Annotated in this window: 12 protein-coding genes; 6 read left to right on the top strand and 6 right to left on the bottom strand. The window is 64.0% G+C overall.

Annotated elements, in window-relative coordinates; genetic code table 11:
- Together NKI22_RS23815 and NKI22_RS23810 are read left to right on the top strand one after the other, a co-directional pair.
- A partial coding sequence (locus NKI22_RS23815) for an ABC transporter permease subunit (protein ID WP_352958942.1) occupies positions 1-352 on the top strand: 352 nt, incomplete at its 5' end.
- A gap of 33 nt (positions 353-385) precedes the next feature.
- Entirely contained in the window at positions 386-1387 is a 1002-nt protein-coding gene (locus NKI22_RS23810; protein WP_352591783.1) for an Ldh family oxidoreductase, read from the top strand.
- Between the two features lie 57 nt (positions 1388-1444).
- Here NKI22_RS23810 and NKI22_RS23805 read toward each other — a convergent pair whose 3' ends face one another.
- The gene (locus tag NKI22_RS23805; RefSeq protein WP_352484389.1) at positions 1445-1714 is read right to left on the bottom strand and encodes a hypothetical protein; all 270 of its coding nucleotides are present in this window, start codon (positions 1712-1714) and stop codon (positions 1445-1447) included.
- Between the two features lie 243 nt (positions 1715-1957).
- On the opposite strand from NKI22_RS23805, the gene NKI22_RS23800 reads away from it, so the two are divergent.
- Positions 1958-2932, top strand: coding sequence for a complex I NDUFA9 subunit family protein (locus NKI22_RS23800; RefSeq protein ID WP_023718032.1), 975 nt, complete (start codon positions 1958-1960; stop codon positions 2930-2932).
- A gap of 27 nt (positions 2933-2959) precedes the next feature.
- Here NKI22_RS23800 and NKI22_RS23795 read toward each other — a convergent pair whose 3' ends face one another.
- Positions 2960-4333: a cytochrome P450 gene (locus tag NKI22_RS23795; protein WP_352817202.1), complete on the bottom strand. Its 1374-nt coding sequence runs from the start codon at positions 4331-4333 to the stop codon at positions 2960-2962.
- 117 nt (positions 4334-4450) lie between these two features.
- Here NKI22_RS23795 and NKI22_RS23790 point away from each other — a divergent pair, with 117 nt between their 5' ends.
- From NKI22_RS23790 to NKI22_RS23780, 3 genes are all read left to right on the top strand, one after another.
- Positions 4451-7117 carry a caspase family protein gene (locus tag NKI22_RS23790; RefSeq protein ID WP_352958940.1) on the top strand — a complete coding sequence of 889 codons (2667 nt, stop codon included), beginning with the start codon at positions 4451-4453 and terminating at the stop codon, positions 7115-7117.
- 146 nt (positions 7118-7263) lie between these two features.
- On the top strand, positions 7264-9735 hold the full coding sequence (gene gyrB / locus NKI22_RS23785) for a DNA topoisomerase (ATP-hydrolyzing) subunit B (RefSeq protein WP_023718036.1): 2472 nt from the start codon (positions 7264-7266) through the stop codon (positions 9733-9735).
- Positions 9736-9983: 248 nt separating this feature from the next.
- Positions 9984-10901, top strand: coding sequence for a hypothetical protein (locus tag NKI22_RS23780; protein ID WP_352640545.1), 918 nt, complete (start codon positions 9984-9986; stop codon positions 10899-10901).
- Positions 10902-11004: 103 nt separating this feature from the next.
- Here the strand turns inward: NKI22_RS23780 and NKI22_RS23775 are convergent, their stop codons facing one another.
- The 4 genes from NKI22_RS23775 to NKI22_RS23760 form a co-directional block, all read right to left on the bottom strand.
- On the bottom strand, positions 11005-12471 hold the full coding sequence (locus NKI22_RS23775) for a hypothetical protein (protein WP_352817198.1): 1467 nt from the start codon (positions 12469-12471) through the stop codon (positions 11005-11007).
- A 141-nt stretch (positions 12472-12612) separates the two neighbouring features.
- Positions 12613-14010: an NAD(P)(+) transhydrogenase (Re/Si-specific) subunit beta gene (locus NKI22_RS23770; RefSeq protein WP_352958938.1), complete on the bottom strand. Its 1398-nt coding sequence runs from the start codon at positions 14008-14010 to the stop codon at positions 12613-12615.
- 6 nt (positions 14011-14016) lie between these two features.
- On the bottom strand, positions 14017-14439 hold the full coding sequence (locus NKI22_RS23765) for an NAD(P) transhydrogenase subunit alpha part 2 (protein WP_036244434.1): 423 nt from the start codon (positions 14437-14439) through the stop codon (positions 14017-14019).
- The gene (locus NKI22_RS23760) at positions 14439-15713 is read right to left on the bottom strand and encodes a Re/Si-specific NAD(P)(+) transhydrogenase subunit alpha (protein ID WP_352484384.1); all 1275 of its coding nucleotides are present in this window, start codon (positions 15711-15713) and stop codon (positions 14439-14441) included. Before NKI22_RS23760 ends, NKI22_RS23765 begins: the two co-directional genes overlap by 1 nt.
- Positions 15714-15778 lie beyond the last annotated feature (65 nt).

The following is a 15778-nucleotide window of genomic DNA, read 5'->3' as shown; positions in this document are numbered from 1 at the left end:
AGGTGAAGTGATGCGTGGCGCCTTCGCCGGTGTACCGCATGGCCAACTCGAGGCGGCCCGCGCTTTCGGCATGAGCCGTTGGAAAATCTTCAGGCGAATATGGCTCCCGCAGGCGATCAGCCGGGCGCTGCCGACGCTGGCGGGTGAAACCGTTCTCCAGCTGAAAGCAACACCGCTGGTGGCAACGATAACCATGGTCGACATCTATGCCGTAGCCTCGCGGGTGCGCCAGGATCTCTTCGTCACCTACGAACCCTTGCTGCTTCTGGCGTTGGTCTATATGTCCATCACCGGTATCCTGGTGTTCGGCTTCCACCGGCTCGAGGCGCGGATCCCGAGCAAGCTAGGCTAAAGCTGTTAAAGTCGCGAATTCAGGGCAGCTACCATGCAACTCAGTCTCGACCAGGCGACAGGGCTGTGCCGGATGGCCGCACTTGGCGCCGGCGCCAACGAAGAGGCGGCGCAGTCGCTGGCTGCCTCGATCGTCGCGGCCGAGGCTGAAGGACTATCGACCGTCGGGCTGTCGCATTTCATTGATTATCTCGAAGCGCTGGAAGCCGGCCGTATCGACGGCAATGCCGATCCTGTCATCACCAGGCCAGCGCTCGCGGTTTATCTCTCCGATGCCCGCGGCGGACTGGCGCATACCGGTTTCGACCGCACGATCGATGACCTCGCCAAGGCGGCGCGGCTGTTCGGCGTTGCCATCTTTTCGCAGAAGAATGCCTATACGTGCGGCGCGCTCGGCTATTTCACCGGACGGCTGGCCTCGCAGGGATTGGTATCGTTCGCCGCGACCAACGGCCCGGCCGTGCTTGCCGGCTCGGGCTCGGTCAAGCCGGTCTACTGCACCAACCCGATGTCCTTTGCCGCACCGGCCGCGGACGGGGCGCCGCTGGTCATCGACCAGTCGTCGAGCGCCACCGCCTTCGTCAACATCCGCAAGGCGGCCGAGGACGGCAAGAAGATCCCCGAAGGCTGGGCACTGGACGCCAGCGGCAATCCAACCACGGACCCGGCAGCCGCCATGAAAGGCGCCATGCTTGCCTTCGGCGGCCAGCGCGGCGCCAACATCGCGCTGATGGTCGAGGTGCTGGCTGCCGGCCTGTCGGGCGCCAACTGGTCGCTCGATGCGCCATGGTTCGACGGCGGGCAGGACAGTCCGGGGACCGGCCTGTTCGTGCTCGCCGTCGAGCCCAAGCTGCTCGATCCGGACTTCGAGAAACGGATGAAGGACCAGCTCGACCGGTTGCGGCGGCGCTATGGCGTGCATGTGCCGGGGCGTGCCCGGGCCGAGGCCGCGGAGAAGTCGGCGGCGCGCGGCATAAGCGCGCCGAAAGCTGTGGTGCAACGCATTTCCGAATTCGCCGCGCGCTATTCGTCCTGAAGAAATTCGTTTGTCCGATGAGCGGCTGAGGAGGCCGGCCGATCCGGCAGCGCGAGCCTACTTCCCGCAATAATGATCGTTGATGACGTTCGCCGCATTCGCGTCCGGTCCTACCCTGTTGTAGGAGCAGGGTTCGGCGGCTGTCGTGAACAGGTGGTTGTCATAGTAGCGCGGGCCACCGAACAGGAACTCGATGATGTCGCCGTTGGCGGGAACATAGCGTTCGGGTTGAGCTTGGTGGTGATGCCGGTTTCCGGCGAATGCCGAGGCGCCAATGCTGCAGCCTGCTGCTAATGCCAGAGCGAAGATCGCAACGCGTTTTGTCATTGGCAATATCCTTCATTCGGAATCAAACCATACATCTAAAATCGCCGACCGAACAAAGGTTCCTGTTTCGAATGGAGTTACCGCAAAGCCGGGCCTCGGCGGAGTTTTCTGCCGTTTCGAGCGGATCCGGAAAATCATGCTTCAACAATGCCGGGCGACCTATGGTCGCCCTTTGCCTTTGGCGCGAAACGGACTATGAAACGGCTTCAACCAAGCCATCTGGATAGCCCGCCGGAGCCAGCCATGACCGAAATCCTGCAGACCCCAAAGCTCGTCGTCGTGTTCGGCGGCTCCGGCTTTGTCGGTCGTCATGTCGTGCGGGCGCTGGCCAGGCGCGGCTACCGCATCCGGGTCGCCTGCCGTCGGCCCGATCTCGCCGGCCACCTGCAGCCGCTCGGCAATGTCGGGCAGATCCAGCCGGTGCAGGCCAATGTCCGGGTGCGCTGGTCGGTCGACCGCGCCGTGCAAGGCGCGGACCATGTCGTCAATCTGGTGGCGATCGCGCATGAGGCCGGCCGGCAGAAATTCACTGCCGTCCACGAGTTCGGCGCGCGCGCTGTCGCTGAAGCGGCGCGCGCCGTCGGCGCCGGCCTCACCCACATCTCGGCTCTGGGCGCGGATCTCCACGCACAATCGGACTATGCGCGCACCAAGGCGCTTGGCGAAAAGGCCGTTCTTGAGACGGTCCAGGACGCTGTGATCCTGCGGCCATCGATCAATTTCGGGCCGGAGGACGGTTTCTTCAACCGCTTTGCCAACATGGCCCGCTTTTCCCCAGTCCTGCCGCTGATCGGCGGCGGTCAGACGAAATTCCAGCCGGTCTATGTCGGCGACGTCGCCGAAGCGGTGGCGCACTCGGTCGACGGCAAGGTCCAGGGCGGCCATATCTATGAGCTCGGCGGGCCGCAGGTGCTCACTTTCAAGGAATGCATGCAAGAATTGCTTGTTATCATCGAACGCAAGCGGTTTTTGCTGCCTATGCCGTGGTGGCTGGCGAACCTCCAGGCATCAATTCTCGGGCTGCTGCCCAATCCGTTGTTGACCAAGGACCAGGTCCTGCTGTTGCGCCAGCACAATGTCGTGTCGGATGCCGCCGTCAAGGACAACAGGACGCTCGCCGGCCTCGGAATCCAGCCACGGTCGATCGGAACCATCCTGCCCAGCTATCTCTGGCGCTACCGCGCCGCGGGCCAGTTCCAACGCAAGTCCGCCGCATAATACCGGCGCGAATGGACGTTCAGCCGCTTACGAGGCGCGCCGGGTGACTTGCATCGGCAGCCCGCCTTGCGGTTGCGTCGTCAGCTTCTGCACCGGCCAGGGGCGGGTCTCCGCGGTGGTGTCGAAACGGTAGCGCGACAGCATGATCGCCAACGCAATGATCGCCTCCTGCATGGCGAAGCTGGCACCGATGCAGACGCGGGGGCCGGCGCCGAACGGCAAATACTGGAAACGGTCGATCTTTTCGCGATTCCCCGGATGAAAGCGCTCCGGCATGAAAGCGTCCGGCCGGTCCCATAATTTCCTGTGGCGATGGACGACCCACGGCATCACCAGCACCGCGGCGCGTCGCGGTATATAGAGGCCGTTCCAGGTTTCGGGTTCGATCGGTTCGCGGTTGATCGAGGGCGCCGGCGGATAGAGCCTGAGCGCCTCGTCGAAGGCGGCACGGGTCAGCGGCATGGCGTCGAGCCATTTCGTCGGGTCGGGCTCACGCGCCAGCACAGCATCGATCTCGGGCTCGATCTTTTCGCGCTCCCATGGCGCTTCGGCGAGACAGTAGAGCGTCCAGCCGAGCGCCCTGGCTGTAGTCTCGTGGCCGGCGCCGATGAAGGTGATGATGTTGTCCTCGACCTCGGCCCGGGTCAGCCCGCCCGGTCCTTCCGCCTTCAACAGCAGCGTGAGAAAATCCTGCGGCACCGTGTCCGGAGCGCGCCTCAGCCGCGCCTCGCGCATCTGCACCGTGTCGGTGACGATCTTGCGGAAGTAGGCCATGGTCTTGCGGCCGCGGATGCGGGTCAGGCGCGGCAGCCAATCGGGCGCACGCAAAAGGTCGAGCGGATCGACCCGGCCCATCGTCTCGAACAGGCGGTCGATCTCCTTGGCGAAGCTGCCCGGCTCGCCCGATATCTCGCCCGAAAACAGCGTCTCAGCCAGGATGTCGAAGGTGAGCAGCGTCATGTCGTGGGCGATATCCGACGTGCCACCTTGCTCGTAACGGGTGACGAATTCGAGCGTGCGTTTCAGCATCGGCTCGGCGAAGCCGAAAATGTGACGCGGCGTGAATACCGGCGCCATCGCCTTGCGCGAACGCCGCCACACCTCGCCTTCGGCGGTCAGCAGCCCGTCGCGCAGGATCGGCCGCAGGATCTTCTGGCGCACCGTCGCCATCTTGTAGTTCTTGGCGTTGTCGACCAGCACATGGCGGATGAGGCCGGGATCGTTGGCGATGACCAGCGGCCCACCGACGCCGTTCACCGAAATCCAGGGCTCGTTGTAGGTCGCCTCGCCCCACAGTTCGAGCGGATTGCGATAGACGATGCGGATCATCTCCAGCGTCGAAGGCGGCGCGGTGCGCGGCTTCGGCGCCGGCGGGACGAAGGGGACGGGCTGACTGTCCATGGCTTGCTCCGCTGACCCCTCAATGTAGTGGCTGGCAAGGCAGGCGTCCATGTGATCGGACGGCAGGGCCGGCTAACAACACGAACGGGCGGCTTGCCCATGCCATAAAGAGATGGAATGCTCCGGGAAATGACCGGGCCGGGGCGGTTCGATTTGCGTCTTCTGTTTGCTTTGCTGCTGATCCTCTCGACGGCCTCCGGTGCCATGGCGGAGCGGCGCGTTGCGCTGGTCATCGCCGAGAACGACTACCGGCTGATCCGGCCGCTCGCCAATCCCGTCAATGACGGCGAGGTCATGGAAACGGTGCTGAGGAAGCTCGGTTTCGAGGTCTTCCTCGAAACCAACCGCGACCTGCGGCGCATGCGCCGGGCGCTCGACGATTTCCGCGAGGATGCTAAAGGCGCCGACGTGGCACTGGTGTTCTTCTCCGGCCACGGCGTCGAGATCGCCGGCGAGAATCGGCTCCTGCCGGTGGATGCAGACGCGTCGTCGCTCGCTACGCTGGAAGGGACCAGCTTGCCGCTGGAGGAGATCCGCGCGGCCGTCGCCGCCACCAGCAAGGTCGGACTGATCGTGCTCGATGCCTGCCGCAGCGATCCGTTTGCTGCCACGGGCGGCGAAGGCCGAGGCGCAACGGCGCTGGTAAAAGAGGTCAGCGACAAGGTCCGGCCGGGTCTTGGCCGCATCGGGCGGGCAGAAAACATCCTGTTTGCCTTCTCGGCGGCGCCCGGCGAGACCGCCTCGGATGGGACCGGCCAGAATTCGCCGTTCACCGCGGCGCTGACGAAATACCTCGGCACCGAGGGTCTTGAGATCCGCTCCGTGCTGACGCTCGTGCAGCAGGAGGTCTACGATCTCTCGCGCGGCAGGCAATTGCCCTATGTCGAGAGCGGCCTGCCGCAGTTGTTCTTTGCCACGACAGCCAAGGAGAAACTGCCGGAGCGCGAACGCTTGTTGCTGGCCATGGCCGAGGTGACGCCCGCGATGCGTGGCGAGGTGGAAAAGATCGCCAGCGACGCCGACATGCCGCTGGCACCGCTCTATGGCGCGTTGATCAGTTCCGATGCCGGCCGCCTCTCCGCGGACAGTCTGAACGCCAGGCTGCGTGAGGCAGCCGACGCCTTCGTCAAGGTGCGGAGCGAAATGCAGACGCTTTCCTCCGACGATCTCAGAGTGGCAGCGTTGCGCCGGCAGGCGGAAGAGCAGCTTTCGCTGGGAGCGTTCGATGCCGCGCGGAAAAAGCTTGCCGAAGCAGCCGAGATCGACAATATCTCGCGCAACGCGCTGAAGGCCAATTTCGTCAGTCGCACGCTTTCCGAAGCCGCGACGCGCTATTTGTCCGGCGGGGCAGCGCGCGCCGACCTCGACTACGCCACAGCCATCAAGGATTATGAATCCGTGCTCACGCTTTATGGCGAAGCCGGACAGGTGGTGCTGTCGCTCGACGACGCCGACCGCTTGATCCGCACGCTGGACGAGCTCGGCAAGCTCTATACCACGGTCGGCAACATCGATGCTGCTGGCCGCGCCTTCGAGGCGCTGCAAGCCGATCTCGAGCGGCGGTCGCGCCACGAAACCGATCCCAACGTGAAGCGCGACTTCGCCGTCAGCCACGTCAAGCTCGGCAACGTGCGGATGGCGCAAGGCAATCTGCCGGCAGCGCTGCAAAACTATGAAACGGCCAAGACCATTCTGCAGGACCTGACCGAGGCAGAGCCGGACAATCTGGAGTGGTTCGGCGACCTCGCCATGACCGACGACAAGATCGGTAACGTGCTGGCGACGCAAGGTGATCTGGCCGGCGCCGCACAGGTCTATCAGGAAAGCCTGTCGATCAAGAAACAGCTCGCTGCCGGAGAGCCCGACCGTGCCGAACTGCAGCGCGACCTGACCATCACCTATGATGAGATCGGCCACCTTGCCCATGTCGCAGGTCAACTGGACAACGCACAGGCGGCCTATCAAGAGAGCCTGAAGGTGCGGCTGGCGCTGGCGGCGGACAGACCGGGAGACGCCGATCGGCAGCGTGACGTCTCGGTCAGCCACGATACGATAGGCGACCTGCTGCGCGAACGCGGCGACGCCGCTGGGGCGCTGACGGCCTACAAGGAAGGCCTGGCGATCGTCAAGCAACTGGCGAAACGCGATCCGGACGACACCGAGCTGAAACGCGACCTGTCCGTCGGCAACGCCAAGGTCGGCAACGCGCTGAGCGACCAGCAGAATTGGCCGGCGGCACTTTCGGCTTATCGTCAGGCACTCTCGCAAGCCAGCGCGCTCGCCGCCGGCGACCCGAACAACACCGATTGGCAGCGCGACCTGTCCGTGTGCCTCGAGAAGGTCGCCGGCGTCCTGGCGATACAGGGCGACCACAAAGCCGCACTGAAAGCCTATCTGGACAGCTACGCGATTGCGGAGAGGCTGGCGAAGCTCGATTCCGCCAATTCCGACTGGCAGCGGGACTTGTCGATAACGCTGTCCGAAGTCGCCACGCTCCGCCTCAGGCAGCGCGACGTCAGGGGAGCCCGGCAAGCCCTTCAGGACAGCCTTGCCATTCGCGAGAAACTTGCCCAGTCAGATCCGGACAACGCCACCTGGCAGCGCGACCTGGTGGTTGCCTATATCGACTACGCCCAAGTCGCAAAGGACCCGAAAGCCGTCCTTTCCAAGGCACTCGACATGACGCTGGAGCTCGACCGGACCGGTCGGCTGGCGCCGCGATACAAGTTCATGATCAAGTTTTTGCGTGAGCGGCTGGCCAGGATCGAAGCCAGGCGCCGGTAGCGGGTTCACGCGACGGTCATTCCGTTCGGAAATGCCTGCAAACCTTGGAAAAACCGCCTTTTGCGCCTATATCTACGACATTAGGAATGCGCGATTCGACGCCGATTTTTCGCGCTCTGCACACGGCACCAATCAGACAGGTTTTCATGAGCGACCAGACCGACATCGCCAACGGCGTTGAAGCCGAATACGGCGCCGATTCCATCAAGGTTTTGAAGGGCTTGGACGCCGTTCGCAAGCGGCCGGGCATGTATATCGGCGACACCGACGACGGCTCGGGCCTGCACCACATGGTTTATGAGGTGGTCGACAACGCCATCGACGAAGCACTGGCGGGCCATGCCGACCTGGTGACGGTGACGCTCAATCCGGACGGCTCGGTGACGGTCATCGACAATGGCCGCGGCATTCCGACCGATATCCACACCGGCGAAGGCATTTCGGCGGCCGAAGTGATCATGACGCAGCTGCATGCCGGCGGCAAGTTCGACCAGAACTCCTACAAGGTGTCGGGCGGCCTGCACGGCGTCGGCGTGTCGGTCGTCAACGCACTGTCGGCCTGGCTGAAACTGAAGATCCGCCGCAACGGCCAGATCTACGAGATGAGCTTCACGCATGGCGACGCCGACGCACCGCTGCGCATCACCGGCAGTTATGAACAAGACAAGGTCCCCGGCACCTATGAAGGGCGCAGCGGCAGCGAAATCACGTTCTTGCCGTCGTCCGAGACCTTCACCATGGTCGAGTTCGACTATGGTACGCTGGAGCACCGGCTGCGCGAGCTCGCCTTCCTGAACTCCGGCGTGCGCATCGTTTTGACCGATGCCCGCCATGCCGACATCGTGCGCCATGAACTGCACTATGATGGCGGGCTGGAAGAGTTCGTCCGATATCTCGACCGAACGAAGAAGCCGTTGCTCGACAAGCCGATTTCGATCCGCGCTGAGCGCGACGGCATCACCGTCGAAGTCGCCATGTGGTGGAACGACAGCTACCACGAGAACGTGCTGGCCTTCACCAACAACATCCCGCAACGTGACGGCGGCACGCATCTCGCCGGTTTCCGCGGTGCGCTGACACGCCAGATAACCGGCTATGGCGACTCCTCGGGCCTGACCAAGAAGGAAAAAGTGGCGCTGATCGGCGACGATTGCCGCGAAGGCCTGACCGCGGTGCTGTCGGTCAAGGTTCCCGACCCGAAATTCTCCTCGCAGACCAAGGACAAGCTGGTGTCGTCCGAGGTTCGCCCGGTGGTCGAAGGGCTCGTCAACGAGGCGCTCGGCACCTGGCTCGAGGAGCACCCGACCGAGGGCAAGGCGGTCATCGAGAAGGTCATCCAGGCCGCCGCCGCGCGTGAAGCCGCGCGCAAGGCACGCGACATCACCCGCAAGAGCTCGCTCGGCGTCACTTCGCTGCCCGGCAAGCTGGCCGATTGCCAGGAGCGCGATCCGGCGAAATCCGAAATCTTCATCGTCGAGGGCGACAGCGCGGGCGGCTCGGCCAAGGGCGGCCGTTCGCGCCAGAACCAGGCCATTCTTCCGCTGCGCGGCAAGATCCTCAATGTCGAGCGCGCCCGCTTCGACCGCATGCTCGGCTCCGACATGATCGGCACGCTGATCACCGCGCTCGGCACCTCGATCGGCAAGGACGAGTTCAATGCCGACAAGCTGCGCTACCACAAGATTATCCTGATGACCGACGCCGATGTCGATGGCGCCCATATCCGCACCTTGCTGCTGACCTTCTTCTTCCGCCAGATGCCGGAACTGATCGAACGCGGTCATCTCTATATCGCGCAGCCGCCGCTCTATAAGGTGACACGAGGGAAGAGCTCGCAATATATCAAGGATGAAGCCGCCTTCGAGGAATTCCTGATCGGCTCGGGGCTGGAAGAAGCGTCGCTTGCGCTCAGCACGGGCGAGGTGCGGGCCGGACAGGATCTGCGCAGCGCCATCGACGATGCCCTGGCTGTCCGCCAGCTCATCAACGGATTGCATACGCGCTATAACAGAGGCGTGGTGGAGCAGGCAGCGATTGCCGGCGCGCTCAACCCCGAAATCTTCACCGACCTCGGTCGCGCCAACGAGATGGCCGAGCGCGTTGCCCGCCGTCTCGACATTATCGCCGAGGACACCGAGCGCGGCTGGACAGGCCGCATGTCGACCTCCAACGAGGGCGTCGGCGGCTATGTATTCGAGCGCACGGTGCGCAGCGTCAAGGAGTTCGCGCATCTCGACCTGGCGCTGATCAATTCCGCCGACGCACGCCAGCTCGACCGCTATGCGCCGCGCCTGGCAGAAATCTATGGCGAGCCGCCGGTGCTGCGCCGCAAGGATGTCTCCGAAACAATTTCGGGGCCGCTGGCACTGCTCAATGCCGTGTTTGCCACCGGCCGCAAGGGTCTGACCATGCAGCGCTACAAGGGCCTTGGCGAAATGAACGCCGAGCAGCTCTGGGAAACGACGCTCGACCCGAATGTGCGCTCGCTCTTACAGGTCAAGGTCAATGACGCGACTGACGCGGACTCACTGTTTTCGCGACTGATGGGCGACGAGGTTGAGCCAAGGCGCGAATTCATCCAGGAAAACGCGCTGTCGGTCGCCAATCTGGACATCTGAGCCGCCATCCAGAATACCCAGCCTGCAGGCATGAAGTGCATTGGTGCATCTTGGCGCACCGACGCCGACTGCTGCACCGCAACAAAGATCACCGAGGATCTCCCGGAACGGAAAGTCTTTCAAGGCATTGTAGTTGATCACAATCGCCGCAGGAGGCATTCATGGGACGTGGCATTTTGCTCTGGCTTCTCGGAGTCCCGATTCCGATCATTATTCTGATTCTGCTTTTTGCAAGGTAGGAGGCTTCCATGCCGTCCACCCTAACGACTACCGAGGTTTCCGCACCGACGGAATCCTCATCCCCCGCCGTCAGCTGGGGACCAATCGTCGCCGGCGCCTTTGCTGCGTCGACACTTACCTTCATTTTGATGCTGCTCGGGTCCGGGCTTGGGCTGAGTATGGTGTCGCCATGGTCCGGCTCGGGTGCGTCAGTCACCACTTTCGCCGTTTCCACCGCCGTCTGGCTGATCATTGTGCAGTGGCTGTCATCGGCCCTCGGCGGCTACCTAGCCGGGCGCCTGCGCACCAAATGGGTTGGTATCCACACCGATGAAGTCTTCTTCCGCGATACCGCTCACGGCTTCCTGGCCTGGGCGCTGGCGACGCTGCTCGTCGCCGGCGTGCTCGGCACGGCGCTTTCGGCCGCGATAGGTACCGGTGTGCAGGCTGCTTCGACTGTGGCATCCGGCGCGGCAATGGGTGCTTCGGCAGGTGCCACTGCAAACGCGGGTGGCGCCTCGACTGACAACGCCACATCGTATTTCGTCGATACGCTGTTCCGCCCCGCCGATCCGGCAAGGCTCGCTGCCGCCAATCCGGAGAGCGATGCCGCGGCAACGGCCCAGGCTTCGCGCATTCTGATCGCGAGTGCGGCAGCAGGCGAAATATCGGCCGATGATAAGACCTATCTGTCGCGGCTGGTGGCCGCCCGCACAGGCCTGTCGGAAGCGGATGCCACCGCTCGCGTCGATGCGGTAATCGCCAAAGCGCAGGAGGCCAAGGTCAAGGCCCAGCAGGCGGCCGACACCGCCAGAAAGGCAGGCGCCACCTTCTCATTGATTGGCGCGCTGTCGCTGGTCGTCGGGGCTTTCATTGCCAGTGCGGCTGCAGCACTTGGCGGCAGGCAGCGCGACGACGAGGAAGCGATTTTCCTGACCAATCGTTGATCGGCGCCTAAGCGAACTCGGTCCGCTTCGAAGATTACCCCGAAGCGGACCTTGCTTTGAGCTGTCGGCGCAGCATTGTCGTGCGTTGCTCGCCACCGACAGCTCAGTCCCCCAGCTTGCGGCCGAGATCGACCGCATCGCGCAGCACGGCAAGGTGCGAGCGCGGCACGCCGGACGGTGCGTTGGCCTCGACGCCGCTCGCCGTCAACGACCAGTAGAGCGTGTGTGTGAAGACGCGGCCGAGCGAGCCGCGCAGCTCGACCTGGATGTTTTCCACGCCCGGACCAAAGTTCTCCGTCATCGGCCCGGAGATCGGGTCGCCGGTCAACCAGCCATTGCCTCTGTCGAAAATGTTGGTCCAGCGCATCGCGGCAAACATCGCGCCATGATGCACCGCCCGCTGTGGCTTGCCCGAATGGCTGCGGCCTTCCTGATAGAGCATAGTCCCGCCCGCCGCCCTGTCGGCGATCGGCGGGCATGCCGAGAACAGCCGCTCGGCGATGCCGCGCCTGAACTCGGCAAGATTGTAGGTCACCAGAAACTCGCTGTGGGTCAGCGGACTGCCGAGCGTGACGAAATCGCTGATCTTCCACGGCAGCGGATGATCGGCGTCACTGTCGCGAAGCTGCCGGTAGAGTTCCCATTGGCCGCGCCGGAATGCGGGGAGGTCATCGAGGCGGTCGGGCCAGGCGGAAGCATCGGCGGCCAGCGTCGCCTTATCGACGGCGTGGATCGCCTTCAGCCTCGCTCTGTCGCGAATGGCTTCCAGCTTTCGAGGCCTGAAATCGGCCCATAATATCTGCAACAGATCATAGGCTATGATCGACCCCAGGCTGTGCGAGACCAGCACGATGCGGTCGTAGGCGTCGTCCACCATAAGGCGCTTCAGCAGCTTGAGGCCACGCTCGCGGACCAGCGCGCGCTTCTCGACCGTCGCCGCTTCGGCCCGCACATAGGCGGCGACATCGCCGAAATAGGGCAGGCCAAACTGGTCCACCGACCAGATAACGAACGACGCCAGGACGGTGACAAGCACGCCGGTCGTCCAGGAGATATAGCCTTGCCAGGCCGACGTTGCGAGCGCCAGCGCCGCGCCAAGGACGACGATGGTGGCCAAAAGCGTGACGACATAGAGTTTGCGCACATCGCGCGGAATATCGGCGGGCTTGCGCCAGAGCAGGGTCGTCACCCAGGCAGCAAGGCGGCTCCGGGTCGTGACCTGGGTGATGTCGGCCCAGTAAAGCTCGTAGAAATCGGTGCGGCGGCCATCGACATCATACGGTGTGGTGATCCGGCGAAGCTCGTGCGAATTGGTCCGGCTGTCGGGCGTGATCCAGCTCTGGTTGATCTTCGCACCCATTGGGTCGGCCGGATCAGCGACATGGGCATAGAACGGAGCACGGGCCGGATCGTGGCTCCAAACGGCCTGGACAAATCCCCTCAACGTGTCCATGGGCCGCTGTTCGCCCATACCGTGCACGACCACCACCGCCTGGCTGCGCTTGCGCGGCACCTTCTCTGCTGCGGTCAGATCGGCGGCCGGCGACGCGGCAGAACCAGGGTCGGGCACCAGCACCTCCACCGATGACGCCGTTAGACAAGACGACGGGTCGCTATCGTAGCTTCAGAACCGGTAACAGCCAAGAAAAAGCCCGGCGCGGAGCCAGGGCTGTATTTCGACGACCGGCAGTGAGTTGGCAACGACGCCGTTTCAGTGATCAATCGCCTTGACGATCTCCTCGGTCATCTTCTTGGCGTCGCCGAGCAGCATCATGGTGCCGTCCTTGTAGAACAGCGTGTTGTCGATGCCGGCATAGCCGGACCCGAGCGAGCGCTTGACGAACAGGCAGGTGCGCGCCTTGTCGACGTCGAGGATCGGCATGCCATAGATCGGCGACGATTTGTCGTCGCGGGCGGACGGATTGGTGACGTCGTTGGCGCCGATGACATAGGCGACATCGGCCTGCGCGAACTCAGAGTTGATGTCCTCCAGCTCGAACACTTCGTCGTAAGGCACGTTGGCTTCCGCCAAGAGCACATTCATGTGGCCGGGCATGCGGCCGGCCACCGGATGGATGGCGTATTTGACGTCGACGCCGTTGGCCTTGAGCTTGTCGGCCATTTCGCGCAGCGCGTGCTGCGCCTGGGCGACGGCCATGCCGTAACCCGGCACGATGATGACCTTTTGCGCATTCATCATCAGATAGGCGGCATCCTCGGCAGAGCCCTGCTTGACGGTGCGCTCGATGCCGTCGTCGGCAGCGGCTGATGTCTCGCCGCCGAAGCCGCCGAGGATGACCGAGATGAAGCTTCGGTTCATGCCTTTGCACATGATGTAGGACAGGATGGCGCCCGATGAGCCGACCAGCGCGCCGGTGATGATCAGCGCCAGATTGCCGAGCGTGAAACCGAGTGCCGCCGCTGCCCAGCCCGAATAGGAATTGAGCATCGATACGACCACCGGCATGTCGGCGCCGCCGATCGGGATGATGAGAAGGACGCCGAGCACGAGCGAGGCGGCAACGATCAGCCAGAACACCAGCTTGGACTCGGTGGTGACGAGCAGCATGATCAGCACAATGAGCGCTATGCCCAGGGCTGCGTTGATGAAGTGACGGCCGCCGATCATGATCGGCTTGCCCGACATGCGGCCGTCGAGCTTCAAGAAGGCGATGACCGAGCCGGTGAAGGTGATGGCGCCGATGGCAACGCCGAGGCTCATCTCGATCAGCGCCTGGGCATGGATATCGGCGACGGTGCCGATGCCGAAACTTTCCGGCGCATAGATGGCGGCGGCCGCCACCATGACCGCGGCAAGACCGACCAGCGAGTGGAAGGCGGCGACCAGCTGCGGCATCGAGGTCATGGCAATGCGCCGTGCCGTGACCGCACCGACCGAGCCGCCGATGGCGAGGCCGAGCACGATCAGCGCAAAGCGGCCGGCGGAAGGGGTGGCCAGCGCCAGCATCGTGACAATGGCGATGCCCATGCCGATCATGCCGTACATGTTGCCCTGGCGGCTGGTGGTCGGATGCGACAGGCCGCGCAATGCCAGGATGAACAGGATGCCGGAGACCAGATAGAGGAAGGAGGCGAAGTTGGCGTTCATAGCGGCCTACTTTTCCTTCTTCTTGTACATGGCCAGCATGCGCTGGGTGACGAGGAAGCCGCCGAAGATGTTGACCGATACCAGCATCAGCGCAACAAAGCCGAAGCCGGTGGCGATGCCCGAGGCCGAGATGCCGACGGCAAGCAACGCGCCGACGACGATGACGGAGGAAATGGCGTTGGTGACCGCCATTAATGGCGTGTGCAGCGCCGGCGTGACCGACCAGACGACGTAGTAGCCGACGAAGATCGCCAGCACGAAGATGGCGAAGCGGAAGACGAAGGGATCGATCGCGCCGCCGGACAGCGCGTGCGCGGCGTCACCAGCGGCCTCGGTGCCGGGCGCGGTGGCCAGGTTCTGTACCGCAAGGCGGACGGCAGCTGTGGCCTGGTCGAGCTGGTCGAGGGCTTTCTGCAGGGTCTGATCCATCACGCGATCCCTCCGGTGGTCTTGGGCTTCCTCGAAGCGGCCGGCCTCTTCGCAGCCGGCTTCGCCGAAGCCTCGGCAACCATCGTCTTGGCCGGAATGGCCGGCGGTTCGACATGTTGGCCCTTTGGCGGCTCCTGCTCAGCCCTGACGAAGGCGGGATGCACGACCTTGCCGGCATCGGTCAGCATGGTTGCCTTGACCAGCTCGTCGTCGCGGTTGATGGCAAGCGTCTTCGTCGCCTTGTCAACCAGCGTCTCGAGGAAGGCATAGAGGTTTCTCGCATAGAGCAGCGAGGCGGAGGCGGCGACGCGACCGGGAACGTTGAGATGGCCGACGATCTTTACCCCGTTGGCGGTGGTCACCACCTGCCCCGGAACGGCGCCCTCGACGTTGCCGCCACGCTCGACCGCAAGGTCGACGATCACCGAGCCGGGTTTCATCGAGGCGACCATTGCCGCAGAAACCAGCTTCGGCGCCGGCCGGCCCGGTATCAGCGCGGTGGTGATGACGATGTCCTGCTTGGCGATGTGCTCGGCGGTCAGCGCCGCCTGCTTGGCCTGATACTCCCTGGACATTTCCTTGGCGTAGCCGCCGGCCGTCTCGGCCGCCTTGAATTCCTCGTCCTCGACCGCCAGGAACTTTGCGCCGAGCGAAGCAACCTGCTCCTTGGCAGCCGGGCGCACATCGGTGGCGGTGACCACGGCGCCGAGGCGGCGCGCGGTGGCGATGGCCTGCAGACCGGCGACGCCGACGCCCATGATGAAGGCCTTCGCCGCCGGTACCGTGCCAGCCGCCGTCATCATCATCGGCAACGCCCGGTCATATTCGGCAGCCGCGTCGATCACCGCCTGATAGCCGGCGAGGTTCGCCTGGCTGGATAGAACGTCCATCGACTGGGCGCGGGTGATGCGCGGCATGAACTCCATGGAAAAAGCAGTAGCACCGGCCCTGGCCAACGCGGCGACGCCGGCATCGTTGCCATAGGGATCCATGATGGCGATCACGGCAGTGCCCGGCCGATAGACTTTCAGCTCGGCATCGCTCGGCCGGCGCACCTTCAGCACGACATCAGCCCTGGAAACATCGCCGGCCTTGCCGATCGCGGCGCCGGCCTTGGCAAACTCCTCGTCGGGAATGCGCGACGCCGCGCCGGCGCCAGCTTCGACGACCACGTCGAAACCCAGCGCCGCCAGCCGCTTCACCGTGTCGGGCGAGGCCGCGACGCGCGGCTCGTTCGCGTCGAGCTCACGAGGGATGAAAACCGTCTGTCCCACCGCATGATCCTTTCGGCCGCAACCCGTTACCGCAAGACGCCCGGCGTCCTCGACAAAAATTGGAG

Source organism: Mesorhizobium sp. M0778 (genome assembly GCF_040320105.1).
Classification (GTDB): domain Bacteria; phylum Pseudomonadota; class Alphaproteobacteria; order Rhizobiales; family Rhizobiaceae; genus Mesorhizobium.
Note: the sequence above shows the minus strand (reverse complement) of the source record. Positions and strands in the feature narration are given on the sequence as shown.

Excerpts from the sequence above, each read along its gene's own strand:
- NKI22_RS23795 (WP_352817202.1), bottom strand. The coding sequence starts at position 4,333 with ATGGACAGTCAGCCCGTCCCCTTCGTCCCGCCGGCGCCGAAGCCGCGC.
- NKI22_RS23790 (WP_352958940.1), top strand. The coding sequence starts at position 4,451 with ATGCTCCGGGAAATGACCGGGCCGGGGCGGTTCGATTTGCGTCTTCTG.
- NKI22_RS23810 (WP_352591783.1), top strand. The coding sequence starts at position 386 with ATGCAACTCAGTCTCGACCAGGCGACAGGGCTGTGCCGGATGGCCGCA.
- NKI22_RS23780 (WP_352640545.1), top strand. The coding sequence starts at position 9,984 with ATGCCGTCCACCCTAACGACTACCGAGGTTTCCGCACCGACGGAATCC.
- NKI22_RS23805 (WP_352484389.1), bottom strand. The coding sequence starts at position 1,714 with ATGACAAAACGCGTTGCGATCTTCGCTCTGGCATTAGCAGCAGGCTGC.
- NKI22_RS23765 (WP_036244434.1), bottom strand. The coding sequence starts at position 14,439 with ATGGATCAGACCCTGCAGAAAGCCCTCGACCAGCTCGACCAGGCCACA.
- NKI22_RS23800 (WP_023718032.1), top strand. The coding sequence starts at position 1,958 with ATGACCGAAATCCTGCAGACCCCAAAGCTCGTCGTCGTGTTCGGCGGC.
- gyrB (WP_023718036.1), top strand. The coding sequence starts at position 7,264 with ATGAGCGACCAGACCGACATCGCCAACGGCGTTGAAGCCGAATACGGC.
- NKI22_RS23770 (WP_352958938.1), bottom strand. The coding sequence starts at position 14,010 with ATGAACGCCAACTTCGCCTCCTTCCTCTATCTGGTCTCCGGCATCCTG.